General features: G+C 57.9%; 31 protein-coding genes, 4 tRNA genes and 1 other RNA gene. All 36 read right to left on the bottom strand.

Annotated elements, in window-relative coordinates; genetic code table 11:
- Positions 1–2 precede the first annotated feature (2 nt).
- The 36 genes from rplR to O9K64_RS08890 all read right to left on the bottom strand — a co-directional run bounded on the left by rplR (position 3) and on the right by O9K64_RS08890 (position 26618).
- A complete protein-coding gene (gene rplR, locus O9K64_RS09065; protein WP_260293349.1) occupies positions 3–359 on the bottom strand; it encodes a 50S ribosomal protein L18 in 357 nt (118 codons plus the stop codon).
- A gap of 11 nt (positions 360–370) precedes the next feature.
- The gene (gene rplF / locus O9K64_RS09060; RefSeq protein WP_275097740.1) at positions 371–904 is read right to left on the bottom strand and encodes a 50S ribosomal protein L6; all 534 of its coding nucleotides are present in this window, start codon (positions 902–904) and stop codon (positions 371–373) included.
- 14 nt (positions 905–918) lie between these two features.
- Positions 919–1314, bottom strand: a complete 396-nt coding sequence (gene rpsH, locus O9K64_RS09055) for a 30S ribosomal protein S8 (RefSeq protein ID WP_260293352.1) — start codon at positions 1312–1314, stop codon at positions 919–921.
- Between the two features lie 106 nt (positions 1315–1420).
- Positions 1421–1726 carry a 30S ribosomal protein S14 gene (gene rpsN, locus O9K64_RS09050; RefSeq protein ID WP_260293353.1) on the bottom strand — a complete coding sequence of 102 codons (306 nt, stop codon included), beginning with the start codon at positions 1724–1726 and terminating at the stop codon, positions 1421–1423.
- 16 nt (positions 1727–1742) lie between these two features.
- Complete coding sequence (rplE, locus tag O9K64_RS09045; protein ID WP_275097738.1) at positions 1743–2282, bottom strand: 50S ribosomal protein L5; 540 nt, start codon at positions 2280–2282, stop codon at positions 1743–1745.
- 13 nt (positions 2283–2295) lie between these two features.
- Positions 2296–2610, bottom strand: a complete 315-nt coding sequence (gene rplX / locus O9K64_RS09040) for a 50S ribosomal protein L24 (protein ID WP_275097737.1) — start codon at positions 2608–2610, stop codon at positions 2296–2298.
- Positions 2611–2626: 16 nt separating this feature from the next.
- Positions 2627–2995 (bottom strand): 50S ribosomal protein L14, encoded by a 369-nt coding sequence (gene rplN / locus O9K64_RS09035; RefSeq protein WP_029134304.1) that lies wholly within the window; start codon positions 2993–2995, stop codon positions 2627–2629.
- 59 nt (positions 2996–3054) lie between these two features.
- Positions 3055–3315, bottom strand: a complete 261-nt coding sequence (gene rpsQ, locus O9K64_RS09030) for a 30S ribosomal protein S17 (protein ID WP_275097736.1) — start codon at positions 3313–3315, stop codon at positions 3055–3057.
- A complete protein-coding gene (rpmC, locus tag O9K64_RS09025) occupies positions 3312–3512 on the bottom strand; it encodes a 50S ribosomal protein L29 (RefSeq protein ID WP_260293357.1) in 201 nt (66 codons plus the stop codon). Before rpmC ends, rpsQ begins: the two co-directional genes overlap by 4 nt.
- Entirely contained in the window at positions 3512–3925 is a 414-nt protein-coding gene (rplP, locus tag O9K64_RS09020; RefSeq protein ID WP_260293358.1) for a 50S ribosomal protein L16, read from the bottom strand. Before rplP ends, rpmC begins: the two co-directional genes overlap by 1 nt.
- 3 nt (positions 3926–3928) lie before the next feature.
- The gene (gene rpsC / locus O9K64_RS09015) at positions 3929–4621 is read right to left on the bottom strand and encodes a 30S ribosomal protein S3 (RefSeq protein ID WP_275097735.1); all 693 of its coding nucleotides are present in this window, start codon (positions 4619–4621) and stop codon (positions 3929–3931) included.
- A gap of 9 nt (positions 4622–4630) precedes the next feature.
- On the bottom strand, positions 4631–4963 hold the full coding sequence (rplV, locus tag O9K64_RS09010) for a 50S ribosomal protein L22 (protein WP_275097734.1): 333 nt from the start codon (positions 4961–4963) through the stop codon (positions 4631–4633).
- Positions 4964–4977: 14 nt separating this feature from the next.
- Positions 4978–5253 carry a 30S ribosomal protein S19 gene (gene rpsS, locus O9K64_RS09005; RefSeq protein ID WP_029134310.1) on the bottom strand — a complete coding sequence of 92 codons (276 nt, stop codon included), beginning with the start codon at positions 5251–5253 and terminating at the stop codon, positions 4978–4980.
- A 21-nt stretch (positions 5254–5274) separates the two neighbouring features.
- Entirely contained in the window at positions 5275–6102 is an 828-nt protein-coding gene (gene rplB, locus O9K64_RS09000) for a 50S ribosomal protein L2 (protein ID WP_275097733.1), read from the bottom strand.
- A gap of 39 nt (positions 6103–6141) precedes the next feature.
- Positions 6142–6438: a 50S ribosomal protein L23 gene (gene rplW, locus O9K64_RS08995; protein WP_260293362.1), complete on the bottom strand. Its 297-nt coding sequence runs from the start codon at positions 6436–6438 to the stop codon at positions 6142–6144.
- Positions 6435–7049 carry a 50S ribosomal protein L4 gene (gene rplD / locus O9K64_RS08990; protein WP_275097732.1) on the bottom strand — a complete coding sequence of 205 codons (615 nt, stop codon included), beginning with the start codon at positions 7047–7049 and terminating at the stop codon, positions 6435–6437. Before rplD ends, rplW begins: the two co-directional genes overlap by 4 nt.
- 6 nt (positions 7050–7055) lie before the next feature.
- A complete protein-coding gene (gene rplC, locus O9K64_RS08985; protein ID WP_275097731.1) occupies positions 7056–7703 on the bottom strand; it encodes a 50S ribosomal protein L3 in 648 nt (215 codons plus the stop codon).
- A gap of 10 nt (positions 7704–7713) precedes the next feature.
- Positions 7714–8025: a 30S ribosomal protein S10 gene (gene rpsJ / locus O9K64_RS08980; RefSeq protein WP_029134315.1), complete on the bottom strand. Its 312-nt coding sequence runs from the start codon at positions 8023–8025 to the stop codon at positions 7714–7716.
- A gap of 5 nt (positions 8026–8030) precedes the next feature.
- Positions 8031–9221 carry an elongation factor Tu gene (gene tuf / locus O9K64_RS08975; RefSeq protein WP_275097730.1) on the bottom strand — a complete coding sequence of 397 codons (1191 nt, stop codon included), beginning with the start codon at positions 9219–9221 and terminating at the stop codon, positions 8031–8033.
- A gap of 17 nt (positions 9222–9238) precedes the next feature.
- On the bottom strand, positions 9239–11329 hold the full coding sequence (fusA, locus tag O9K64_RS08970) for an elongation factor G (RefSeq protein ID WP_275097729.1): 2091 nt from the start codon (positions 11327–11329) through the stop codon (positions 9239–9241).
- Positions 11330–11391: 62 nt separating this feature from the next.
- Positions 11392–11862 carry a 30S ribosomal protein S7 gene (rpsG, locus tag O9K64_RS08965; RefSeq protein ID WP_275097728.1) on the bottom strand — a complete coding sequence of 157 codons (471 nt, stop codon included), beginning with the start codon at positions 11860–11862 and terminating at the stop codon, positions 11392–11394.
- A 33-nt stretch (positions 11863–11895) separates the two neighbouring features.
- Complete coding sequence (gene rpsL / locus O9K64_RS08960; RefSeq protein ID WP_144360289.1) at positions 11896–12270, bottom strand: 30S ribosomal protein S12; 375 nt, start codon at positions 12268–12270, stop codon at positions 11896–11898.
- A gap of 322 nt (positions 12271–12592) precedes the next feature.
- Positions 12593–16813: a DNA-directed RNA polymerase subunit beta' gene (gene rpoC, locus O9K64_RS08955; protein WP_275097727.1), complete on the bottom strand. Its 4221-nt coding sequence runs from the start codon at positions 16811–16813 to the stop codon at positions 12593–12595.
- Between the two features lie 70 nt (positions 16814–16883).
- Positions 16884–20960 (bottom strand): DNA-directed RNA polymerase subunit beta, encoded by a 4077-nt coding sequence (rpoB, locus tag O9K64_RS08950; RefSeq protein WP_275097726.1) that lies wholly within the window; start codon positions 20958–20960, stop codon positions 16884–16886.
- Positions 20961–21288: 328 nt separating this feature from the next.
- Entirely contained in the window at positions 21289–21666 is a 378-nt protein-coding gene (gene rplL, locus O9K64_RS08945; protein ID WP_275097725.1) for a 50S ribosomal protein L7/L12, read from the bottom strand.
- Between the two features lie 61 nt (positions 21667–21727).
- A complete protein-coding gene (rplJ, locus tag O9K64_RS08940; RefSeq protein ID WP_275097724.1) occupies positions 21728–22255 on the bottom strand; it encodes a 50S ribosomal protein L10 in 528 nt (175 codons plus the stop codon).
- Positions 22256–22495: 240 nt separating this feature from the next.
- The gene (gene rplA, locus O9K64_RS08935) at positions 22496–23191 is read right to left on the bottom strand and encodes a 50S ribosomal protein L1 (protein ID WP_260295830.1); all 696 of its coding nucleotides are present in this window, start codon (positions 23189–23191) and stop codon (positions 22496–22498) included.
- Between the two features lie 3 nt (positions 23192–23194).
- Positions 23195–23626 carry a 50S ribosomal protein L11 gene (gene rplK / locus O9K64_RS08930; RefSeq protein ID WP_260295832.1) on the bottom strand — a complete coding sequence of 144 codons (432 nt, stop codon included), beginning with the start codon at positions 23624–23626 and terminating at the stop codon, positions 23195–23197.
- A gap of 98 nt (positions 23627–23724) precedes the next feature.
- A complete protein-coding gene (gene nusG, locus O9K64_RS08925) occupies positions 23725–24258 on the bottom strand; it encodes a transcription termination/antitermination protein NusG (protein ID WP_275097723.1) in 534 nt (177 codons plus the stop codon).
- Between the two features lie 9 nt (positions 24259–24267).
- The gene (gene secE / locus O9K64_RS08920) at positions 24268–24636 is read right to left on the bottom strand and encodes a preprotein translocase subunit SecE (protein ID WP_275097758.1); all 369 of its coding nucleotides are present in this window, start codon (positions 24634–24636) and stop codon (positions 24268–24270) included.
- A 41-nt stretch (positions 24637–24677) separates the two neighbouring features.
- Positions 24678–24753 (bottom strand) — tRNA-Trp (locus O9K64_RS08915).
- Between the two features lie 90 nt (positions 24754–24843).
- Entirely contained in the window at positions 24844–26034 is a 1191-nt protein-coding gene (tuf, locus tag O9K64_RS08910; RefSeq protein ID WP_275097722.1) for an elongation factor Tu, read from the bottom strand.
- Positions 26035–26113: 79 nt separating this feature from the next.
- Positions 26114–26189 (bottom strand) — tRNA-Thr (locus O9K64_RS08905).
- Positions 26190–26235: 46 nt separating this feature from the next.
- Positions 26236–26309 (bottom strand) — tRNA-Gly (locus tag O9K64_RS08900).
- 40 nt (positions 26310–26349) lie between these two features.
- Positions 26350–26485: non-coding RNA, RtT sRNA (locus tag O9K64_RS08895), on the bottom strand.
- A 48-nt stretch (positions 26486–26533) separates the two neighbouring features.
- Positions 26534–26618, bottom strand: a tRNA-Tyr gene (locus O9K64_RS08890).
- Positions 26619–26818: the final 200 nt, after the last annotated feature.

Below are 26818 nucleotides of genomic sequence, written 5' to 3'. Positions count from 1 at the left end.
CCTTAGAACTTAAGACCGTTTTCGCGGGCAGCGTCAGCCAACGCCTTTACCCGGCCGTGATATTTAAAACCGGCACGATCGAACGCAACACTTTCGACACCAGCAGCCTTGGCTCGCTCCGCAATGGCCTTGCCGACAATCGCTGCGGCAGTGCTATTACCAGACGCCCCTTCCAGTTGCGCCCTTACGTCTTTTTCCACGGTTGATGCGCTGGCGATCACTTGGGATCCGTTGGGCGCAATCACCTGGGCATACATATGTCTCGGAGTACGAAAGATGGTCAGACGATTGACCGCCAGTTCGCGAATCTTTGCACGAGCTCTGCGAGCGCGGCGTAAACGTGTAGTTTTCTTGTCCATCTCAGTATGACCTATTTTTTCTTGGCTTCTTTACGGGCAACATGCTCATCGGCATAACGCACACCCTTGCCTTTATAGGGCTCAGGCGGACGGTAGGCGCGAATCTCCGCGGAGACCTGGCCGACACGTTGCTTGTCGCACCCAGACACTACGATTTCGGTCTGGCTGGGGGTTTCGATAGTGATTCCCTCGGGGATCGGATAATCCACAGGATGAGAGAAACCAAGATTCATATTCAGAACATCACCTTTGGCCTGCGCACGATAACCGACGCCGATCAATTGCAACTTCTTCTGAAAACCGGTGCTGACACCGGTCACCATATTTCCGACCAGCGCCCTGAAGGTACCGGCCATTGCCCACTCGTTGCGGCCTTCCTGTACAGGAACAACGCGAAGCGTGTCGCCCTCATTCTTGATGGTGACAAATGCATGCAGGCCGAGCGTCATGGTTCCCTTGCTACCTTTCACGGTCAGTTCGCTGCCGTTCAGGTTGACATCCACGCCGGAAGGCAGGGGTATCGGATTTTTTGCTACACGAGACATGTCTATCCCTCCGGTTAAGCCACGTAAGCGACGACTTCGCCGCCTTGACCAGTGGAACGGGCCGCGCGATCGGTCATCAAACCCTGCGAGGTTGAAATGATGGCAACGCCGAGTCCGCCGCGTACTTTCGGGAGCTCTTTGCTGCCCTTATAGATACGCAGGCCAGGACGGCTTACGCGCTGGACCATCTCAATTACCGGTTTACCCTGGAAGTATTTCAGGTCTATCTGGAGTGTAGACTTATTGTCCTTGGCCTCGACATTGAAACCGGCAATATAGCCTTCATCGAGAAGCAGCTGCGCAACGGCAACCTTCTTCTTGGAAGATGGCATGGACACAGCCACCTTGGAAACTTGTTGACCATTACGAATACGCGTCAGCATATCCGCGATCGGATCAGACATACTCATTTTTAAATCCCCAGGGTCAGCCGCCCTAATCAGACGCGATACCCAAACGATTGACAGAAACCCGCCGGCAGGCGGGTGCACCCTGAAAAGGGTGGTGTATTCTACATCACCAGCTGGCTTTTACAAGCCCTGGAACATCACCACGCATGGCCGCTTCGCGGAGCTTGTTTCGACACAGGCCAAACTTGCGGTAAACACCGTGCGGACGCCCGGTCACCCGACAGCGATTACGCTGGCGCGAACGGCTGGCATCCCTGGGCATCTTCTGCAGTTTCTGCACCGCCTCATCAACCTGCTCATGACTGCTAGCCGGGTTGCTGATGGTAGCCTTGAGTTGTTTACGCTTTTCCGCGTACTTCTCAACAATCTTTGCCCGCTTTACTTCACGCGCGATCATGCTCTTTTTTGCCATGCGATTCTGCTCTGTTTCAGTTCTTGAAAGGAAAATTGAACGCTTCAAGAAGCGCGCGACCTTCCGCATCATTCTTTGCAGTGGTGGTAATTACGATATCCAGCCCACGCAGGGTGTCGATCTTATCAAAATCGATCTCCGGGAACATGATCTGCTCCTTCACACCCATGCTGTAATTGCCACGCCCATCGAACGACTTCGGATTCAGTCCGCGGAAATCCCGAATACGGGGAATCGCCACGTTGATCAGTCGATCGAGGAATTCATACATCCGATCACTGCGCAGGGTTACTTTGCAACCGATCGGCCAGCCTTCACGGACCTTGAAGCCTGCCACTGATTTGCGCGCCAGGGTAACGACTGCCTTCTGGCCGGCAATCTTTTCCATATCGCTGACGGCGAACTCAAGTACCTTCTTGTCGCCCAGTGCCTCGCCGACACCCATATTCAGGGTGATCTTGGTTATCCGCGGAACTTCCATCACGCTCTTGAAGCTAAACTGATCTTTCAGCTTACCCACGAGTTCGTCGCGGTAGACCTGTTGTAATCTTGCCATCTTTCTATCCGCCTCAGATATCCACGACTTCGCCATTAGACTTGAAGTAGCGCACCTTGCGCCCATCTTCCAGCGTCTTTATACCCACCCGATCGGCCTTGCCGGTATTGGGGTTGTATACGGCAACATTGGAAGCATCGATGGGCATCTCTTTATCCAGTATGCCACCTTGCTCACCCTTCGCCGGATTGGCCTTGGTGTGTTTTTTAACAATGTTGATATTTTCAACAATGACCTTTTCGTCAATCACCCGCAGTACAGTTCCCTGCTTGCCTTTATCCTTTCCGGCGAGGACGACCACCTGGTCACCTTTTTTGATCTTACGCATAGCCATGATTCACCCCTTAGAGTACTTCAGGCGCGAGCGAGATGATCTTCATGAATCGCTCGCTGCGCAGTTCACGGGTAACCGGTCCAAAAATACGGGTTCCGATCGGCTGCAGTTGCGTGTTCAACAGGACAGCGGCATTGCCGTCAAAACGGATCAAGGATCCATCCGGACGTCTTACGCCTTTCCTGGTACGCACAACTACCGCATTGTATACATCACCTTTCTTCACTTTGCCGCGGGGAATGGCGTCTTTGACGCTCACTTTGATAATGTCCCCGATACCAGCATAGCGACGGTGTGATCCGCCCAGCACCTTTATGCACTGAACTCGCTTTGCGCCACTGTTATCGGCGACGTTAAGCATTGTCTGCATCTGGATCATTGGTCTATTCCAATTAAATTATCACTAAACCGAAATCGTACGATTTACCGGTGCCTACCTCAGGTCGCCTTTGTGACAACCTTGACCAGACGCCAAGCCTTGCTCTTGGAGAGCGGGCGGCACTGCTCCACCACCACCATATCGCCGATACCACACTCGTTGGCTTCATCATGGGCATGCACCTTGGTGGACCGCCGAATGAACTTGCCATAAATCGGGTGCTTCACCTTGCGCTCGACCAGGACGGTAATACTCTTGTCCATCTTATCGCTGACCACACGGCCTTCGAGTGTGCGATTGCTGTTGTTCTGATCGCTCATGATGCTTCACCTACACCTTTCTCATTCAGCAATGTCTTCACCCGGGCAATCTCTTTTCTTACCCGTCGCATCTCCGACGGGCGTGACAACTGACCAGTGCCCTGCTGCATACGCAGATTGAACTGCTCTTTGCGCAGCTCCAGTAATGCCCCCTCAAGCTCAGCAGGGCTCTTTTGACGAAGTTCACTCGCGCTCATCACATTACCGTCCGTTTGATGAAGGCGGTCTTGAACGGCAGTTTGGCAGCTGCAAGCTGGAACGCATCACGCGCCATCTCTTCAGAGACACCTTCAATTTCATAAAGTACGCGACCAGGCTGAATCAAGGCAACCCAGTACTCGACACTACCCTTACCCTTACCCTGACGCACTTCCAAAGGTTTCTTGGTAATTGGCTTGTCGGGAAAAACACGTATCCACATTTTCCCGCCACGCTTCACGGTACGGGTAATGGTACGCCGGGCGGCCTCGATCTGACGCGAGGTCATACGACCGCGATCGACGGCCTGCAGGCCGTATTCACCGAAGCTAACCTTGTTACCCCGGTTCGCCAGGCCGCGATTACGGCCCTTCATCTGTTTACGGAATTTAGTCCGCTTTGGCAATAACATGACTTAATCCTTCTTACGCGGTGCTTTACGACGCGCGGGTTTTGGCGCAGCTTCGTCCTGAACCTCGTCACCAAAGACTTCGCCTTTGAAAATCCAAACCTTCACACCGATGATTCCATAGGTGGTCTTGGCTTCCGCAAAACCGTAATCGATGTCAGCACGCAGTGTGTGAAGTGGTACCCGACCTTCCCGATACCATTCGTTACGGGCAATTTCAGCGCCATTCAACCGGCCTGAAATATTTATCTTGATCCCGCCCGCGCCCAGACGCATCGCCGTCTGCACGGAACGCTTCATCGCCCGGCGGAACATGACACGACGCTCCAGCTGCTGGGTGATGCCCTCAGCAACCAGCTGAGCATCCAGTTCCGGCTTACGAATCTCTTCGACGCTGATATGTGCCGGGATACCCATGCGCCGGGATACCTCTTCACGCAGGGTGTTGATATCCTCGCCCTTCTTGCCGATCACGATACCCGGGCGTGCCGAGTGAATGGTTACGTGGGCATTTTTCGCAGGACGATCGATCTGAATACGGCTCACCGAGGCCTGGGAAAGACGTTTTTTCAAATAGTCTCTCACCGCCAGGTCGGTATTCAGCATATCAGCATAATCCTTGGTGTCGGCATACCATTTCGACGTCCACTGCTTGACGATGCCAAGACGAATTCCTATTGGATGTACTTTCTGACCCATAACTCTGCCTTACCTGTCCGACACAATCACGGTGAAGTGACTGGTACGCTTTAAAATACGGGCCGCACGGCCCTTGGCACGCGCCCTGATCCGTTTCATCGTCGGACCCTCATCGACCATCACCGAGGCAACCTTCAACTCGTCGATATCCGCGCCTTCATTGTTCTCTGCATTCGCAATCGCAGAATCCAGCAACTTTTTCATAAGGTCCGCGCCCTTCTTATTGCTGAAGGAGAGGACATTCAGAGCCTGCTCCACAGGCAGACCCCTGATCTGATCGGCGACCAGACGACCCTTCTGGGCCGAAATACGCGCAAAACGCAATTTAGCAGCAGCCTGCATGGTTCCTACCCCGATTATCGTTTCGATTTCTTGTCAGCCGCATGACCACGGAATGTCCGGGTCAGTGCAAACTCACCAAGCTTATGGCCAATCATGTTCTCGGTGACAAGCACTGGAATATGCTGGCGCCCGTTATATACGGCAATTGTCAGACCAATCATATCAGGCAGCACCATTGAACGGCGGGACCATGTCTTAATCGGACGTTTGCTGTTGCTCGCCACTGCTTCGTCCACTTTTTTCATCAAATGATGATCGACGAAGGGGCCTTTCTTAATTGAACGTGGCACGTTAAATTACCTCGGTTCCATTTACTTACGATTGCGCTGACGCACAATCATTGCATCAGTACGCTTATTGGTACGTGTCTTGTAACCCTTTGTAGGCACGCCCCAGGGACTGCACGGATGACGTCCGCCGGAGGTCCGGCCTTCACCACCACCATGCGGGTGATCCACCGGGTTCATGGCCACGCCGCGTACGGTTGGCCTGACTCCACGCCACCTGGTCGCACCGGCCTTACCCAGCTTGCGCAGGCTGTGCTCGGTGTTGCCCACTTCGCCAATGGTTGCGCGACATTCGCTGCGAATCTTGCGCATCTCGCCGGAGCGGAGGCGCAGAGTAGCATATTCTCCCTCGCGTGCAACCAATTGCGCGGAAGTTCCGGCAGAACGGGCAATCTGCGCGCCCTTGCCAAGCTTCATTTCAATGCAGTGTACGTTGGTGCCGACCGGAATATTCCGCAGCGGCAGGCAGTTGCCCGGCTTGATGCCGGAATCCTCGCCTGACAGGACGGGGTCACCGGCAACCAGACCCTTGGGCGCGATGATGTAGCGACGCTCACCATCCGCGTACTTGATCAGTGCGATATTCGCGGTACGGTTCGGGTCGTACTCCAGGCGTTCCACAACACCCGGTATACCGTCCTTGTCCCGCTTGAAATCAATCACACGGTAACGCTGTTTATGACCGCCACCCTGGTGCCGAACAGTGATGCGTCCGTTATTGTTGCGACCGCCATTCTTGCTCTTCTGCTCCAGCAGCGGCCCATGCGGGGCCCCTTTATGCAGCTCAGGATTTACCACCTTAACCACAAACCGGCGACCTGCTGATGTTGGTCTGGTTTTTACAATAGCCATACTCTTAATTCCGCTCTATTCGTTGCGCTAAAGGGCCGATCAGGCACCCGCACCGAAGTCGATATCACTGCCCTCGGCCAGCCTCACATAGGCTTTTCGAACACCGTTACGACGACCTTTAATCTGACCGAAACGCTTGCTTTTGCCCTTGATGTTGACAACGCGCACGTTATCAACCGTGACATCGAACATCATTTCGACAGCCCGTTTAATCTCAGGCTTCTTGGCATCCGGCACGACCTTGAAGACAAACTGGCGACTGACATCCGCAGCAATCGTACTTTTCTCGGAAATGACCGGTCCCAACAACACCTGCATCAGACGTTCTTTATTCATGACAGGCTCGCCTCCAGCTGCTTCAGTGACTCGGAGGTTATGAGCACCTTGTCGAATCCGATCAAACTGACCGGGTCGAGCTCACGCACGTCGCAGACATCAACCCCATACAGATTCCGTGCCGCCAGGTAAAGGTTCTCATCCGGCTGTACGGCCACAATCAACACTTCTTTCATGCCGAGGTCATTCAGTTTCGAGACCAGCCCCTTGGTCTTCGGCGCTTCCAAGGCGAAGTCCGAGACCACCACCATGCGCTCGGCGCGCAGCAGTTCGGACAGGATGGAGCGAATCGCGCCGCGGTACATCTTGCGATTGACCTTCTGCGAATAGTCCCGCGGACGCGCCGCGAAGGTCACGCCACCGGTACGCCAGATCGGGCTCCTGCTGGTGCCGGCACGCGCACGACCGGTACCTTTCTGACGAAAAGGCTTGATACCGCCACCGCTCACATCAGACCGGCTTTTTCCTGCCTTGGTGCCGGACCGTGCCGCCGCCATATACGCAGTGACCACCTGATGGATCAGTGCTTCATTATAATCGGCCGCAAATACCGCATCCGAAACCTGGATAGTCTCGGTGCCGCCATTGCCAGCCTGTACATTGAGGTCCATTTTTTATTACCCCTTGTTCAGCATCTTGATCGCGGGCGTGATGATCACATCACCGCCACGGGAACCTGGCACAGCCCCTCTAACCAGCAACAGGTTGCGCTCGGTATCGACTCTCACCACCTGGAGATTCTGAATGGAGCGTTTCACGTTGCCCATATGGCCTGCCATCTTTTTACCCTTGAATACACGGCCCGGCGTCTGACACTGTCCGATCGAGCCTGGCGCCCGGTGAGACAGTGAGTTGCCATGCGTGGCATCCTGCATCCGGAAACCATAACGCTTGACCGCGCCCTGGAATCCCTTACCGATGGTGATACCGCGCACGTCGACAATCTGGCCGGCCTCGAACATGTCGACCTTGATTTCACCGCCGACTTCAAAGCCATCGACCTCACCTGTAGAGAGACGGAACTCCCACATGCCGCGTCCGGCCTCGACTCCCGCTTTCGCCAGGTGTCCGGCTTCCGGCTTGGATACCCTGGAGGCCTTGCGGCTTCCGGTGGTCACCTGAACCGCGCTGTATCCATCGTTTTCGATAGTACGCAACTGGGTAACACGATTGGGCTCTACTTCAATGACCGTCACCGGTACTGAAACGCCTTCCTCGGTGAACACCCGAGTCATGCCGACTTTTCGTCCTACTATTCCTAACATCGTCATCACCTCAGTTCAGCTTGATCTGAACGTCAACACCCGCCGCCAGATCCAACTTCATCAGCGCATCTACCGTTTTGTCGGTAGGATCAACGATATCCATCAGCCGTTTGTGAGTACGGATTTCGTACTGATCACGCGCGTCTTTGTTTACGTGTGGCGAAATCAGCACCGTGAACCGCTCCTTCTTGGTAGGTAGCGGAATAGGTCCGTGGACCTGCGCCCCGGTACGCTTGGCGGTATCGACAATCTCACGTGCGGACTGATCGATCAGACGATGATCGAATGCCTTCAGTCGAATACGAATTCTCTGGTTGGCCATATTTATTACTCTATGATCTTAGCAACAACGCCGGCGCCGACGGTACGGCCACCTTCGCGGATCGCGAAACGCAGACCCTCTTCCATCGCAATCGGTGCGATCAGCTTTACCGACATCTTCACGTTGTCACCCGGCATCACCATCTCCACCCCCTCGGGCAGGTCACAGGCACCGGTCACGTCGGTGGTACGGAAGTAGAACTGCGGACGGTAGTTATTGAAGAACGGCGTGTGACGGCCTCCCTCGTCCTTGCTCAGCACATACACCTCGGCCTCGAAGTGGGTGTGCGGGGTGATGGTGCCCGGCTTCGCCAGTACCTGCCCACGCTCCACCTCTTCACGCTTGGTGCCGCGCAGCAGCACACCCACGTTGTCGCCCGCCTCGCCCTGATCCAGCAGCTTGCGGAACATCTCCACGCCGGTGCAGGTGGTCTTCATCGTGTCCTTGATACCCACGATCGACACTTCGTCGCCCACATGGACAATGCCGCGCTCGATTCGACCGGTCACCACGGTGCCACGACCGGAGATCGAGAACACGTCCTCGATCGGCATCAGGAACGGCTTGTCGGTGTCACGCTCCGGGGTCGGAATGTAGCTGTCCATCGCCTCCACCAGCTTGACGATTGACGGCGCACCGATCTCCGAGGTATCGCCTTCCAGCGCCTTCAGCGCCGAACCCACGATGATCGGGGTGTCGTCGCCCGGGAATTCGTACTGGTCCAGCAGCTCGCGAATCTCCATCTCCACCAGCTCGAGCAGCTCTTCGTCGTCCACCATGTCGGCCTTGTTCATGTACACAAGGATGTAGGGAACGCCAACCTGGCGCGACAGCAGGATGTGCTCGCGGGTCTGCGGCATCGGGCCGTCGGCCGCCGACACCACCAGGATCGCGCCGTCCATCTGCGCCGCGCCGGTGATCATGTTCTTCACATAATCCGCGTGCCCCGGGCAGTCAACGTGCGCATAGTGGCGCGCTTCCGACTCGTACTCGACGTGCGCGGTCGCGATGGTGATGCCACGCTCACGCTCTTCCGGTGCATTATCGATGTCAGCGTAGTTTTTAAATACTCCACCCCGCGCTTCCGCCATCACCTTGGTGATCGCCGCCGTCAACGTGGTCTTACCGTGGTCAACGTGACCAATGGTTCCCACGTTTACGTGGGGTTTTGTACGCTCGAATTTTTCCTTGGACACGGTTTACCCCTTCCAGATTACTGTTTCTTCACAGCCTCAGCGATATTCGCCGGGACTTCACTGTATTTAGCAAATTCCATGCTGTACGTTGCACGACCCTGCGTGGCCGAGCGAAGATCCGTCGCATATCCAAACATCTCGGACAGCGGAACCTCCGCCTTGATTTGCCGACCCGCCGGACAATCATCCACACCCTGAACTACACCACGTCGCCTGTTCAGGTCACCCATCACATCACCCATGTAATCCTCGGGCGTTATGATTTCGATTTTCATGATCGGCTCAAGGAGCACCGGCCTGGCATTGCCCGCCCCTTCTCTAAAGCACATCGACCCAGCGATCTTGAATGCCATCTCGCTGGAGTCCACATCATGGTACGACCCATCAAACAGGGTGACCTTGACATCCACCATCGGGTATCCAGCCAGAACGCCATTCTTCATCTGCTCCTGGACACCCTTGTCAACGGCGGGAATGTACTCCCTGGGCACCACACCACCCACAATGCCGTTGACGAATTCATAGCCGCTACCGGTCTCCGCGGGCTCGATCCGCAGGTATACATGGCCGTACTGACCGCGTCCGCCCGACTGCCTGACGAACTTGCCTTCCTGCTCCACGACCGAGCGAATGGTCTCGCGGTAGGCGACCTGAGGGGCACCGACGTTGGCCTCAACGCTGAACTCCCGGCGCATCCGGTCGACGATAATCTCCAGATGCAGTTCGCCCATGCCGGCGATAATGGTCTGTCCCGACTCCGGATCCGTCGTTACCCGAAACGAGGGATCTTCATGCGCCAACTTGGACAGCGCAACCGACATCTTCTCCTGGTCGGCCTTGGTTCTGGGTTCCACCGCCACGGCGATCACCGGCTCCGGAAAATCCATTCGTTCCAGGGTGATATGCGCATCGAGCGCACACAGCGTGTCGCCGGTGGTGACATCCTTGAGACCGACCGCTGCCGCGATATCGCCTGCGTGCACCTCCTTGATCTCTTCGCGCGAGTTGGAGTGCATCTGCAGTATCCGGCCGACCCGATCCTTCTTTCCCTTGACCGGATTAAAAACACTGTCGCCTGACTTGAGGACACCGGAATAGACGCGGAAGAACGTCAGATTACCGACAAAAGGATCGGTCGCTATCTTAAACGCCAGGGCAGCAAAGGGCGCGTCATCGCTGGACGGGCGCTCGGCCACGCTCTCCTCATCATCCAGCACACCCTTGATTGCCGGCACGTCAACCGGGGCCGGCATGTATTCGATAACGGCATCGAGCAGGGCCTGCACGCCTTTGTTTTTAAAGGCGGAGCCGCACATCATCGGCGTTATCTCACTGGAGAGCGTCCTGATACGCAATCCGGACTTGATCTCTGCGACGGAAAGCGCACCGGTATCCAGGTACTTTTCCATCAGCGCATCATCCGCTTCAGCGGCCGCTTCAACCAGCTTTTCGCGCCACTCGGCGGCCAGCGACTGAAGCTCGGCGGGAATTTCCTTTTCCTCGAAGGTCATGCCACGGGATGCCTCATCCCAGTAGATCGCCTTCATTTTGATCAGGTCAACCACCCCCTGAAAGGCCTCTTCCGCGCCGATGGGAAGCTGCAGGGGCACCGGATTGGCACCGAGCCGGGCGCGCACCTGCGCTACCACGCGCAGAAAGTCGGCACCCATGCGGTCCATCTTGTTCACGAAGGCGATGCGCGGGACGCCGTACTTGTCAGCCTGCCGCCACACCGTCTCGGACTGCGGTTCAACGCCGCCCACCGCGCAGAACACCGCGCAGGCGCCATCCAGGACACGCAACGAGCGCTCGACCTCGATGGTGAAATCGACGTGCCCCGGAGTATCGATGATATTGATACGATGCTCCGGAAATTGCTGATCCATCCCTTTCCAGAAACAGGTTGTTGCAGCGGAAGTAATGGTGATACCACGCTCCTGCTCCTGCTCCATCCAATCCATAGTCGCCGCACCATCGTGCACTTCACCGATCTTGTGAGAGACCCCGGTGTAGTACAGAATGCGCTCGGTGGTGGTGGTCTTACCCGCATCAATATGCGCCATAATCCCAACATTCCGATACCTATCAATAGGTGTGCTTCGCGCCACGACTCAATCCGATCAACAATGTAAAAGAGCAAAAAAAGGTAAAACGGGTTTAAACGCGTTTCTTACCAGCGGTAATGCGAAAACGCCTTGTTGGCTTCGGCCATGCGATGCGTATCCTCACGCTTCTTGACCGCGGAGCCGCGCTGCTCGGAGGCATCCGCCAGCTCGCCCGCCAGGCGGTGCGCCATCGACTTCTCGCTGCGCTTGCGCGAGGCATCGATCAACCAGCGCATGGCCAGCGTATTGCGACGACTCGCCCGCACCTCAATCGGCACCTGGTAGGTCGCGCCACCCACACGGCGGGACTTGACCTCTACCATCGGACGCACGTTCTCGAGCGCTTTCTCAAGAACATCCATCGGCTCGCCGCTGGTGCGCTCACTCACGCGATCCAGGGCGTCATAGATGATTTTTTCGGCCACCGATTTCTTACCATCAACCATGATCATGTTGATGAACTTCGCGAGCAACTGACTTCCGAACTTGGGATCAGGCAGGATTTCGCGTTTTGCTGCAACTCGTCTTCTTGGCATGACTTATTAACTCAGTCCTGTTAGTGAACCCAATCAGCTCTTAGGCCGCTTGGCACCATATTTCGAACGCCCCTGGCGACGCTTGTCCACACCGGAGGTGTCCAGGCTACCGCGCACAACGTGATAGCGCACGCCGGGCAAGTCCTTTACACGACCACCGCGAATCAGCACCACCGAGTGCTCCTGAAGGTTGTGCCCCTCACCACCGATATAGGTACTCACCTCGAAACCGTTGGTCAGACGCACACGCGCAACCTTACGCAATGCGGAGTTCGGTTTCTTCGGGGTGGTCGTATAGACACGTGTACAGACGCCACGCTTCTGCGGGCACGCCTCCAGCGCAGGCACATTACTTTTTTCTACTTTGCGCATGCGTGGCTTGCGCACCAACTGATTGATTGTAGCCATTAAATCCCGTCTCCAGAGAAGTGTCTTAGGCACCCTCTATCGCACCAGAAAAGCGCGCGGTCGGCACCCATCCGGTCATCTGACCGGAGCGCGTCAACCACAGGCTTAAACCTTGTCCCCGAGGCGGATAGCGCCTGGGAATTATCCTGAACCCCGGGCCAGAAGAGTACTTCAGCCCAAGTGAAGAGCGCGCATTCTACGCGCCTGGCAAGGAGGTGTCAACACTACCATGGCCACCCTGATTGTTGGACAAGGTGGCCGCCCAAGTTCTTTAGAATATAAATAACAGAGGGGCGACACGACGCCCCTCTGGGTTCGGCGATTACTCGCTATCCGCGGTATTCAGCGCCTGCTTGATAGCCTCGGCGACTTCATCCGCATCCATCTCCACCTTGGCCTCCACCGACTCGGCACCCAACTCCTCACCTCTGCGCTTGTGGCGATCGTTGTGATAGGAGAGACCGGTACCCGCCGGAATCAACCGGCCGACGATGACATTCTCCTTCAGACCCACGAGCGAGTCGCTGGAACCGCGTACCGCCGCTTCCGTGAGTACGCGCGTGGTCTCCTGGAACGAGGCCGCCGAAATAAACGACTCGGTGGCCAGCGAAGCCTTGGTGATACCCAGCAATATCGGGGTCCAGAGCGCCGGGTACTTTCCCTCCGCCTCGACCTGCTCGTTGTCTTCCAGCACCCGGGCCTTTTCGGCCTGCTCACCACGCAGGAAGCGCGTGTCACCCGCCGCGGTGATCTCCACCTTGCGCAGCATCTGGCGGATGATCACCTCGATATGCTTATCGTTGATCTTCACGCCCTGCAGCCGATACACATCCTGAATCTCCTTCACCAGGTAGTCCGCCAGCGCGGTAACCCCTTTCAGGCGCAGGATATCGTGCGGGTTGAATTCACCATCGGACACCACCTCGCCCTTGGCCACATGCTCACCCTCGAACACATTCACATGCCGCCACTTGGGGATTAGATCCTCGTGCTGCTCGCCATCCGCATCGGTAATGATGAGCCGCTGCTTGCCCTTGGTGTCCTTACCGAAGCCGACGGTACCGGTCGCCTCCGCCAGGATCGCCTGATCCTTCGGCTTGCGTGCCTCGAACAGGTCGGCCACCCGCGGCAGACCACCGGTGATATCACGCGTCTTGGACGACTCCTGCGGGATACGCGCCAGGGTGTCACCGATCTGCACCCGACCACCATCGGTCACGATGACCACCGCCCCGGAAGGAAGGTAGTAGTGGGCGGGGATGTCGGTTCCGGCAATATTCAGATCCTTGCCCTCGTCATCCACCAGCTTGACCATCGGCCGCATGTCCTTGCCGGCGGTGGGACGCTGTTTGGGATCGATAATCGCCAGCGAGGAGAGGCCGGTGACATCGTCAACCTGCTTCTGCACACTGACGCCGTCGGCGAATTCGACGAACTGCACCGTACCGGCCACCTCGGTGATCACCGGATGGGTATGGGGATCCCAGTTCGCCACCATCTGACCACCGGTAACCTGTTCGCCGTCCGCGGCGCGGATATTGGCACCATACGGCACCTTGTAGCGCTCACGCTCGCGACCCACCTCGTCGACCACGGTCAGCTCACCGGAACGGGAGACCGCCACCAGGGTGCCGCTGTGATGCTGCACCGTCTTGATGTTGTGCAGCCGCACGGTACCGGCGGTCTTCACCTCGATACTGTTGACCGCCGCCGCACGCGACGCGGCACCACCGATATGGAAGGTACGCATGGTCAGCTGGGTACCCGGCTCACCGATGGACTGCGCCGCAATCACACCGACCGCCTCGCCCATATTGACCTTGTGGCCACGCGCCAGGTCGCGCCCATAGCACATGGCGCAGACACCGACCTTGGATTGACAGGTGATGGCGGAGCGCACCCGCACATGATCCACACCCAGCTTCTCAAGCCGCTCCACCGAGGCCTCGGTAAGCAAGGTCCCGCGATCGAACACCATTTCATCACTGCCGGGCGTAAACACAGGTTCGGCCAGAACCCGACCGAGAATCCGCTCACGCAGCGGCTCGACCACATCGCCACCCTCGATGATGGGATGCATGTCCAGCCCATCTTCGGTACCGCAGTCCGGCTCAAGGACCACCATATCCTGGGCCACATCGACCAGGCGGCGTGTCAGGTATCCGGAGTTGGCCGTTTTCAGCGCGGTATCGGCAAGACCCTTACGGGCACCGTGGGTGGAGATGAAGTACTGCAGTACGTCCAGGCCCTCACGGAAGTTGGCGGTAATCGGCGTCTCGATGATCGAGCCGTCCGGCTTGGCCATCAGACCACGCATACCGGCCAGCTGCCGGATCTGCGCCGCCGAACCACGCGCCCCCGAGTCGGCCATCATGTAGATCGAGTTGAAGGAGTCCTGCTGGACCTCCTTGCCCTCGCGATCCACCACCGTCTCTTTGCCCAGGTGTGACATCATCGCCTTGGCTACCTGGTCATTGGTATGCGACCAGATATCCACCACCTTGTTGTAGCGCTCGCCGTTGGTCACCAGACCGGAGGCATACTGATTCTGGATCTCCTTCACCTCGCGCTCTGCGGCCGCCAGGATCGGCCCCTTCTCCTTGGGTATGGTCATATCGTTCATACCAATGGAGACGCCGGCACGGGTGGCGAAACGGAAGCCCATGTACATCACCTGATCGGCGAAGATCACGGTCTCCTTGAGGCCGACCCGGCGATAGCAGGCGTCCACCAGATTGGAGATGGCGCGCTTGCCCATGGCGTTGTTGATCAGTTCGAACGGCAGCCCCTTGGGCAGAATCTCCGACAGCAGCGCCCGACCGATGGTGGTATCAACCAGGCGGCGGACCGTCTGCTCCTGGCCGTTCTCGTCCGTCACTTTTTCGCTCAGGCGTACCTTGACCTTGGCCTGCAGGTCCACCATGCGCGATTCATAGGCGCGGTGCACCTCGGCCAGATCGGAGAACACCATGCCCTCGCCCTTGGCGTTGATGCGCTCACGGGTCATGAAGTAGAGACCCAGCACCACGTCCTGGGACGGCACGATGATCGGCTCGCCGTTGGCCGGTGAGAGGATATTGTTGGTCGACATCATCAGGCTGCGCGCTTCCAGCTGCGCCTCGATGGAGAGCGGTACGTGCACGGCCATCTGGTCGCCGTCGAAGTCGGCGTTGAAGGCGGTACAGACCAGCGGATGCAGCTGGATCGCCTTGCCTTCCACCAGCACCGGCTCAAACGCCTGGATACCCAGTCGATGCAGGGTCGGCGCACGGTTCAGCATCACCGGGTGCTCGCGGATCACCTCTTCGAGGATATCCCACACCTCGCCGGTGCCGCGCTCAACCAGTTTCTTGGCCGCCTTGATGGTGGTGGCCAGGCCGCGCAGTTGCAGTTTGGAGAAGATGAACGGCTTGAACAGCTCCAGCGCCATCTTCTTCGGCAGACCGCACTGGTGCAGTTTCAGGGTCGGTCCCACCACGATCACCGAACGACCGGAATAGTCGACCCGCTTGCCCAGCAGATTCTGCCGGAAGCGCCCCTGTTTGCCCTTGATCATATCCGCCAGGGATTTCAGCTGACGCTTGTTGGTCCCGGTAATGGCACGCCCGCGCCGGCCGTTGTCCAGCAGCGCATCGACCGACTCCTGCAGCATGCGCTTCTCGTTGCGCACGATAATGTCCGGCGCATTCAGATCCAGCAGCCGTTTCAGCCGGTTGTTGCGGTTGATGACCCGGCGATACAGGTCATTCAGGTCGGAGGTGGCGAAACGGCCGCCATCCAGCGGTACCAGTGGCCGCAGCTCCGGCGGCAGTACCGGCAGCACGGTCATCACCATCCACTCGGGACGGTTGCCGGAGCCATGCAGCGACTCGATCAGTTTGAGACGCTTGCTCAGCTTTTTCAGCTTGGTTTCCGAGTTGGTCCCCTGGATCTCCTCGCGCAGGGTCTCGATCTCCTTGGGCAGGTTCAGCGAGGTGAGCAGTTCATAGACCGCCTCGGCGCCCATGCGGGCGTCGAACTCGTCACCGTTCTCCTCGATGGCTTCCAGGTACTGGTCGTCGTTCAGCAACTGACCGCGCTCCAGCGGCGTCATGCCCGGATCGACCACCACGAAGGACTCGAAATAGAGCACCCGCTCGATATCCCGCAGGGTCATATCCAGCAGCAGGCCGATCCGCGAGGGCAGCGATTTCAGGAACCAGATATGCGCTACCGGACTGGCCAGCTCAATGTGGCCCATGCGTTCACGCCGCACCTTGGCCAGGGTCACTTCCACGCCGCACTTCTCACACACCACGCCGCGATGCTTGAGGCGCTTGTACTTGCCGCACAGGCACTCGTAGTCGCTGGTCGGGCCAAAGATCTTGGCGCAGAACAACCCTTCGCGCTCGGGTTTGAAGGTCCGGTAGTTGATGGTCTCAGGCTTTTTAACTTCGCCGTAGGACCATGATCGGATCATGTCGGGTGAAGCCAGACCGATTTTGATGGCGTCAAAATCCTCAGTCTGCCCTTGCTGCTTCAGAATTTTTAATAGATCTTTCAAGATCGTATCTCCTGCTGTCGGGTTCCGGTATTCGTCTCGGTATGCGCTACGTTACAACGCGTGCCGGACCCTATTCCCGCTCCAATTCAATATTGATGCCCAGTGAGCGTATCTCTTTCACCAGCACGTTGAAGGACTCCGGCATGCCGGCCTCCATCTGGTGGTTACCGTCCACGATGTTCTTGTACATTCGCGTACGGCCGGTCACATCATCGGACTTCACGGTAAGCATCTCCTGCAGAGTGTAGGCGGCGCCATAGGCTTCCAGCGCCCATACCTCCATCTCACCGAAGCGCTGCCCGCCGAACTGCGCCTTACCACCCAGCGGCTGCTGGGTGACCAGACTGTAGGGACCGGTTGAACGGGCATGCATCTTGTCATCCACCAGGTGGTTCAGCTTCAGCACATACATGTAGCCGACCGTCACCTGGCGATCGAACGCCTCACCGGTCCTGCCGTCAAACAGCGTCGTCTGCCCGCTCTCCGGCAGATCGGCCAGCTTCAGCAGCGCCCGGATCTCCTCCTCGGTGGCACCATCGAACACCGGCGTCGCCATCGGCACGCCACGCTTGAGGTTACTGGCCAACTCGACAATCTCGTCATCGCTGAAGCTGTCCAGATCCTCCGGCTTGCCGCTGGCGTTGTAGACCTTATCGAGATACTTGCGCAGCTCGGCGATCTTGGCCTTCGCCTCCAGCATCTTGCCGATCTTCTCACCGACGCCCTTGGCAGCCCAACCCAGATGGGTCTCCAGGATCTGTCCGACGTTCATACGCGACGGCACGCCGAGCGGATTCAGCACGATATCCACCGGCTGGCCGTTCTCGTCGAACGGCATATCCTCGACCGGCTGGATCATCGAGATGACACCCTTGTTACCGTGTCGGCCGGCCATCTTGTCACCCGGCTGGATGCGCCGCTTCACCGCCACATAGACCTTCACCATCTTCAACACACCCGGTGCCAGGTCGTCACTGGTGGTCAGCTTGCGCTTCTTCTCCTCGAACTTCTCGCGGAACTCCTCGCGCTGCTGCTTCACCTGCTCGGCAATGGCCTCCAACTGGGCCGCCGCCTCTTCATTGTGCAGACGGATCTCCAGCCAGCGGTCCTGATCCAGTTCGGCCAGATAGCCCTTGGTGATCTTGGCGCCGGCCTTCAGCTGATTGGGCCCGCCGTCGGCCACCTTGCCCAGCAGCATCTTCTCGACACGCTGGAAGGTATCCTCTTCCATGATCCGCAGCTGGTCGTCCAGGTCCTTCTTGACCCGTTCCAGTTCGGCATTCTCAATCTGCAGGGCGCGGGCGTCCTTCTCGACCCCGTCACGGGTGAACACCTGCACATCGATGACCGTACCGACCCGGCCGGAGGAGACGCGCAGCGAGGTGTCCTTCACATCCGCCGCCTTCTCGCCAAAGATGGCGCGCAGCAGCTTCTCTTCCGGGGTCAGCTGGGTCTCGCCCTTGGGGGTCACCTTGCCCACCAGGATGTCGCCCTCCTTCACCTCGGCTCCCACGTAGACGATGCCGGACTCGTCCAGCTTGGCCAGCGCGGCCTCACCGACATTGGGGATATCGCCGGTAATCTCCTCGGAACCCAGCTTGGTGTCCCGGGCCATGCAGGTCAGCTCTTCGATGTGGATCGTGGTGAAGCGATCCTCCTGAACCACCCGCTCGGAGACCAGAATGGAGTCCTCGAAGTTGTAGCCATTCCAGGGCATGAAGGCGACGCGCATATTCTGCCCCAGCGCCAGCTCACCCAGATCCGTGGAGGGACCATCGGCCATCACATCGCCCCGGGTGATGATGTCGCCGGGCTTGACCAGGGGACGCTGGTTGATACAGGTATTCTGGTTGGAGCGGGTGTATTTGGTGAGGTTGTAGATATCCACGCCCGCCTCACCGGCGACCGTCTCTTCGTCATTGACCCGCACCACGATACGCGCGGCATCGACCGCATCCACCAAGCCGCCACGCTTCGCCACCACCGTCACACCGGAGTCGACCGCCACGGCGCGCTCCATGCCGGTGCCTACCAGCGGCTTTTCGGCACGCAGGGTCGGCACCGCCTGACGCTGCATGTTGGAACCCATCAGCGCGCGGTTGGCATCATCATGCTCCAGGAACGGAATCATCGACGCCGCCACCGAGACGATCTGCTTGGGCGAGACATCCATATACTGGATCTTTTCCGGACCAGTGAGCATGGTCTCGTTCTGAAACCGGCAGGGAATCAGCTCCTCGAACAGATACCCCTTGTCATCCACCGCGGCACTCGCCTGGGCGATGACGTAGCGTCCCTCTTCAATCGCCGAGAGGTAGTCGATCTCATCGGTTACCAGGCCATCCTTTACCACCCGGTAAGGGGTTTCGAGGAAACCGTAATCGTTGGTACGGGCATACACCGCCAGCGAGTTGATCAGTCCGATATTCGGGCCCTCAGGGGTCTCGATGGGACAGACGCGGCCGTAGTGGGTCGGATGCACGTCGCGCACCTCGAAGCCGGCACGCTCACGCGCCAGACCACCCGGGCCAAGCGCGGAAACACGCCGCTTGTGCGTCACTTCCGAGAGCGGGTTGTTCTGGTCCATGAACTGGGACAGCTGGCTGGAGCCAAAGAACTCCTTGATCGCCGCGGAGACGGGCTTGGCGTTGATCATCTCCTGCGGCATCAGCCCTTCGGATTCCGCCAGGGTCAGACGCTCGCGCACGGCCCGCTCGACCCGCACCAGGCCGACGCGGAACTGGTTCTCCGCCATCTCGCCTACCGAACGGATGCGCCGATTGCCCAGGTGATCGATATCATCGACGATGCCGTGGCCGTTACGGATATTGATCAGCTCTCTGAGCACATCAACAATATCCTCATTGGAGAGCACCCCTTCACCGGTCACCTCGTCGCGGCCCAGACGCTTGTTGAACTTCATCCGCCCGACTGCGGACAGGTCGTACCGATCGGCACTGAAGAACAGGCTGTTGAACAGCTTCTCGGCCGCCTCCTTGGTGGGTGGCTCACCGGGGCGCATCATGCGATAGATCTCCACCTGTGCCTCCAGGGCATTGGCAGTGCTATCGATGCGCAGCGTGGTGGACAGGTAGGGACCCTGATCAAGATCATTGGTGAACAGGGTTTCAATCTTCTTGATGCCGTTCTCTATCAGGCTCTCGAGCAGCTCGGCAGTCAGCTCGTCATTGGCCGAAGCGAGCAGCTCACCGGTATCCTGATCGATCACGTCATGGGCAATGGTCTTGCCGTAGAGGAAGTCAAACGGTACGTCGAGGGACTTGACCTCGGCCTTTTCCAGTTCACGGATATGCCGCGCGGTGACCCGGCGGCCCGCCTCAACGATGACACTCTTGCCGACCTTGATATCGAAAGTGGCGGTCTCGCCGCGCAGGCGTTCCGGGACCAGGGTCAGTTTCGCCGACTTCTTGCTGAGCGCGACCTTGTCGGTCTCGAAGAACATGGCCAGCATCTGCTCGGTATTGAAGTCAAGCGCCCGCAGCAACACGGTCGCGGGCAGTTTGCGGCGCCGGTCGATACGCACAAAGACGTTGTCCTTGGGGTCGAATTCGAAGTCCAGCCAGGAACCGCGGTAGGGGATCACCCGGGCGGAAAACAGCAGCTTGCCGGAACTGTGGGTCTTGCCCTTGTCATGATCGAAAAACACGCCCGGCGAGCGGTGCAGTTGGGAGACAATTACCCGCTCGGTGCCGTTGATCACGAACGTGCCGTTATCGGTCATCAGGGGCATCTCGCCCATGTAGACCTCCTGCTCCCGGATATCCTTGACCACCTTGGACTTGGCCGGGGCATCCTTATCGTAGATCACCAGGCGCACCAGCACGCGCAACGGCGCAGCATAGGTGGCACCCCGCAACTGGCACTCCCGTACATCGAAGACCGGGGTACCCAGACGATAGCTGACATACTCCAGAACCGCGTTTCCGGAATAACTCTCAATGGGGAAAACCGATTTAAAGGCGGCATGCAGTCCCACATCCGCGCGGTCTGCTACTGCGACACCCTCCTGGAGAAACTTGCGATATGAATCGATCTGTGTCGCCAAAAGAAAAGGTACTTCCAGGATACTCGGACGCTTGCCGAAATCCTTACGAATACGCTTTTTCTCTGTGAAAGAATAGGCCATGTTGCCGTCCCTCGATTTCTTGAGATCCCGTGGATCTTCGAAAAGATACTCTTAATATTTTGCTTCCAGCTCATTCCCTGCCGGAACACTTCCCTGTAGCTGTGTTCCTACCCAACGCCCGCATCAGGTATATGCCAACGAACCATTCATTCTCTAACCCTGTAACATCCTGAACAGAAACAGTGCCGCCTGACTGTCTCTAAAACCTGCTTTCCAAAAGCATCCGCGGCAGCGCTTGGAAAGTAAGTCTAGAAGCGGGAAAAGGCCGGTGACGAAAACGCCACCAGCCCCAACCTCACGAGCGTGTGCAACTGTATGAAATCAAGAATTATTTGATCTCAACTGCAGCACCCGCCTCTTCCAGCTCTTTCTTCACGCTCTCAGCCTCGTCCTTGGAAACACCTTCCTTGACCGTGGTGGGAACGCCTTCCACAGCATCCTTCGCTTCCTTCAGACCGAGGCCGGTCAGACCACGCACGGCCTTGATGACGGAAACCTTGTTGGCGCCGAACGATGTCATGACAACGTCGAACTCGGTCTGCTCTTCAGCAGCGGCGGCTTCGCCACCAGCGGCAGCCGGAGCGGCAGCAACGGCAGCCGCGGCGGAAACACCAAACTTCTCTTCCATGGCGGAGATCAGTTCGACAACCTCCATAACGGTCATACCGGCGATAGTCTCCAGGATATCTTCTTTAGAAACGGCCATTGTAAAACTCCTGATAATGGGTTAACACTTACAACGTGTGTAGATTAAGGGATAAAAGCTATTAAGCAGCCTCTTTCGCATCACGGATCGCAGCCACGGTGCGGACCAACTTACCCGGTACCTCATTAATGGTACGCGCAAGTTTTTCCACCGGAGCCTTCATGACAGCCATAAGCATACTGACAGCCTGCTCGTAAGTAGGCATCTTGGAAAGCGCCTCAAGATCGGAAACGGCAAGCAGCTTGCCCCCGATTGAAACCACTTTCACAACCAGCTTGCTGTGATCTTTGGCAAAGTCTTTGATCACGCGCGCAGCAGCACCTGGATCTTCCTGTGAAAAAGCGATGACAAGCGGACCCGTCAACCCCTCTTTCATACATTCAAAATCCGTATTCTCGACCGCACGACGAGCCAGCGAGTTCTTGACTACACGGACGTAGACCCCTGCTTCACGCGCCTTGGCACGCAACTCAGTCATCTCACCCACGGTCAGACCCCGATACTCGGCGGCTATCGCGGAATAGGCAGTACTTGCTACTTCAGCGACTTCGGCGACGACAGCTTTCTTTTGCTCAAGATTGAGTGGCACTCGTCACCTCCTAACAAAATGACAACGTCATTTTACCTATCAGACCCTCACCCTTGCGGGTTTGGGCACTCCACTACAACGTGCACCATCATCAGAATTCAGAAAACCGAATCAGGAGCACCGTCTGCGCAGGCAATGATTAAGCCCATCAGGCGCCTGCGGTCTTTGACGGCATCCGGCCTGCTGGCCGGTGCCCCAAAGTTCCTTGGCGGCAGGAGGTACACCCCCTGCCCGCAACAATCAGATATCCAGCGAAGAGAGGTCCACCTGCAGCCCCGGACCCATGGTCGAGGAGACAGTCACCTTCTTCATGTACACACCCTTGGCGGCACTGGGCTTGATCTTTTTCAGATCGGCCAGCAGCGCCTCAAGATTCTGCTTCACCGCGGCCGGCTCAAAGCTGACCTTGCCGATGGTGCAGTGAATGATGCCGCCCTTGTCGGTGCGATAGCGCACCTGACCAGCCTTGGCGTTCTGCACCGCTTCGACCACGTTCGGGGTCACGGTTCCCACCTTGGGATTCGGCATCAGGCCACGCGGACCGAGAATCTGTCCCAGCTGACCGACCACGCGCATGGCATCGGGGGTGGCGATAACCACATCGAAATCCATCTTGCCGGCCTTGACATCGGCCGCGAGATCATCGAAACCGACCACGTCGGCACCCGCCTCTTTGGCGGCTTCGGCGTTCGCGCCCTGGGCGAATACGGCCACTCGTACCACCTTGCCGGTGCCGTTCGGCAGCACGGTGGAGCCACGCACGTTCTGATCCGATTTGCGCGGATCCACGCCCAGATTGACGGAGACATCAACCGCCTCGCCGAACTTCACGGTGGAGATCTCCTTCAGCAGTGCGACCGCGTCCAGAATCCCATACTGCTTGCCTGCCTCGACCTTCTCTTGGATGGCGCGGGCGCGCTTGCTCAACTTGGCCATGGCTTATACCCCCTCTACATCAAGGCCCATGGAACGGGCGGTACCGGCGATAGTCCGAACAGCCGCATCCATATCGGCAGCGGTAATATCGGGCATCTTCACGCCGGCGATCTCTTCCAACTGCTCGCGGGTCACCTTGCCCACCTTGACGGTGTTGGGTGTACCCGAGCCCTTGGCGACGCCGGCGGCCTTCTGCAGCAGTACCGCTGCCGGAGGGGTCTTGGTGATGAAGGTGAAGCTACGGTCGGCGTAGACGGTAATCACCACGGGAATCGGCAACCCCTTCTCAAGACTCTCGGTCTTGGCGTTGAAGGCCTTGCAGAACTCCATGATATTCACACCGTGCTGACCCAGCGCTGGACCGACCGGTGGACTGGGATTGGCCGAACCGGCCTTAACCTGCAGCTTGATATAAGCTTGAATTTTCTTTGCCATTTCTTACTCCTGGTCGGGTGCAAACGCCTTTCGGCTCCCCGGATACATAGGTGAGCGGGTACGCCGGCCCCGCACGAGGCCGGCAGACAGGGACCCGCTCAGCTTTTCTCCACTTGGCCGAACTCGAGGTCGACCGGGGTGGAGCGCCCAAAAATCAGCACGGAGACCTTGAGGCGACTCTTGTCATAGTCAACATCCTCAACCACGCCGTTAAAGTCGTTAAAGGGCCCATCAACAACGCGCACCACCTCACCCGGCTCGAACAGCACCTTGGGACGCGGCTTCTCCACACCCTCCTGAACCCGCTGCAGAATGGCATCGGCCTCACGCTCGGTGATCGGCGCGGGTCGATCGGCGGTACCGCCGATAAAGCCCATCACCTTGGGGGCATCCTTGACCAGGTGCCAGGTCTCGTCGGTCATCTCCATCTGCACCAGCACATAGCCCGGGAAAAACTTGCGCTCACTGCGCCGCTGCTGCCCGCTGCGCATCTCGACCACCTCTTCGGTGGGAACGAGTATCTGACCGAAATTCGACTCCATGCCGAAACGCTTGATACGCTCCTCAAGGGAGCGCTTAACCTGCGCCTCAAAACCGGAGTAGGCGTGAACCACATACCACCGCAATGCCATAGTATTCTCCTATCCGGTTACAGCCTGAACGATCGCCATCAATACCATATCGAACACCCAGAGCACGATACCGATCAATAACACCATGGCAAACACGATTAGCGTAGTCTGGATGGTCTCCTGCCGGCTCGGCCAGACAACCTTCCTTACCTCGGTTCGCGATGCCCTGGCAAAATCCCAGACACGACGACCCGCGACCGACTGCAGTGCGATAAACACCGCCACGCCAGTCACCGCCAACAGACCAATAACCCTTACCAGGGCAGAGTATTCATCTAGAAAATAGAACAGCGCTATGCCACCCACCAGCAGAATCACTGCCAGTAACAGCTTTACTGTATCCATCCCTGAACTTTCGACTTCAGCCTTTGCGTTCATTCCTGCCACTGAGCACCTCTTTGCAAAGGCGCCTTATATAATGGCAGGCCAGGAGGGACTCGAACCCCCAACCTGCGGTTTTGGAGACCGCTGCTCTACCAATTGAGCTACTGGCCTGTAAAAAAATTGTTAGTTGCCAGACGAAGAGGCGGCAGGACCTTGCGATCCGCCGCTTCTCCAGAGCCAGCTACAGATAACTAACAATGATCACTCTATGATCTTGGCAACAACGCCGGCGCCGACGGTACGGCCACCTTCGCGGATCGCGAAACGCAGACCCTCTTCCATCGCAATCGGTGCGATCAGCTTTACCGACATCTTCACGTTGTCACCCGGCATCACCATCTCCACCCCCTCGGGCAGGTCACAGGCACCGGTCACGTCGGTGGTACGGAAGTAGAACTGCGGACGGTAGTTATTGAAGAACGGCGTGTGACGGCCTCCCTCGTCCTTGCTCAGCACGTACACCTCGGCCTCGAAGTGGGTGTGCGGGGTGATGGTGCCCGGCTTCGCCAGTACCTGCCCACGCTCCACCTCTTCACGCTTGGTGCCGCGCAGCAGCACACCCACGTTGTCGCCCGCCTCGCCCTGATCCAGCAGCTTGCGGAACATCTCCACGCCGGTGCAGGTGGTCTTCATCGTGTCCTTGATACCCACGATCGACACTTCGTCGCCCACATGGACAATGCCGCGCTCGATTCGACCGGTCACCACGGTGCCGCGACCGGAGATCGAGAACACGTCCTCGATCGGCATCAGGAACGGCTTGTCGGTGTCACGCTCCGGGGTCGGAATGTAGCTGTCCATCGCCTCCACCAGCTTGACGATTGACGGCGCACCAATGTCCGAGGTATCGCCTTCCAGCGCCTTCAGCGCCGAACCCACGATGATCGGTGTGTCGTCGCCCGGGAATTCGTACTGGTCCAGCAGCTCGCGAATCTCCATCTCCACCAGCTCGAGCAGCTCTTCGTCGTCCACCATGTCGGCCTTGTTCATGTACACAAGGATGTAGGGAACGCCAACCTGGCGCGACAGCAGGATGTGCTCGCGGGTCTGCGGCATCGGGCCGTCGGCCGCGGAGACCACCAGGATCGCGCCGTCCATCTGCGCCGCGCCGGTGATCATGTTCTTCACATAATCCGCGTGCCCCGGGCAGTCAACGTGCGCATAGTGGCGCGCTTCCGACTCGTACTCGACGTGCGCGGTCGCGATGGTGATGCCACGCTCACGCTCTTCCGGTGCATTATCGATATCAGCGTAGTTTTTAAATACTCCACCCCGCGCTTCCGCCATCACCTTGGTGATCGCCGCCGTCAACGTGGTCTTACCGTGGTCAACGTGACCAATGGTTCCCACGTTTACGTGGGGTTTTGTACGCTCGAATTTTTCCTTGGACATCGACTCAATCTCCGAAAGGTTCGCTCTAAAACTTATGACAAATAAACCCGCGCACGGTGCGTGCCCGGGACTAGATTAATGGAGCCCATGAGCAGATTCGAACTGCTGACCTCACCCTTACCAAGGGTGTGCTCTACCAACTGAGCTACATGGGCCTTGCACTACGTACCATCATAATAAGCCCTGCCGAAGGACTTGATATGGAGCGGGTGATGGGAATCGAACCCACGTATTCAGCTTGGAAGGCTGAAGTTCTACCATTGAACTACACCCGCGCTGCCAAGCGACGGATCGCTTACCACAACCGCTTCAAATTCGGTGGTGGGGGGGGATTACTCCGGCCTGCGGCCTTCGCCCTCCGGGCCGTTGCGCTACGCGCAACGTTCGGGTCGCTGCGCGCCCCGTCGAACCTCTTATCGGTTCGCCTCCTCCCCCACAACCAACGCAGGAGAGCCTTCCACCTACCGTACCGCGCCACATCGCACAGTACAATTTAAGTTGGTGGAGGGGGGAGGATTCGAACCTCCGAAGGCGGAGCCGTCAGATTTACAGTCTGATCCCTTTGGCCACTCGGGAACCCCTCCACGAAGCCCGGCATTCTGCTTGATCACAGGGGTGGTGTCAATATCTTTTCCAAGAATTTAGCGAACCATTCGACCCCGCCAATCCGCCTCCCCCGACGCATAAAACCGCACCCTCGTCCGCCTCTTCCCGTGCTATTCTACCGGCCCTAGGGAAAACCTCCATACAATCCAATCAATTCACCTATAACATCCGTTAATAG

Source organism: Sedimenticola hydrogenitrophicus (assembly GCF_029017505.1).
Lineage (GTDB): Bacteria > Pseudomonadota > Gammaproteobacteria > Chromatiales > Chromatiaceae > Sedimenticola > Sedimenticola hydrogenitrophicus_A.
This window is presented reverse-complemented; position numbering and strand designations above follow the sequence as displayed.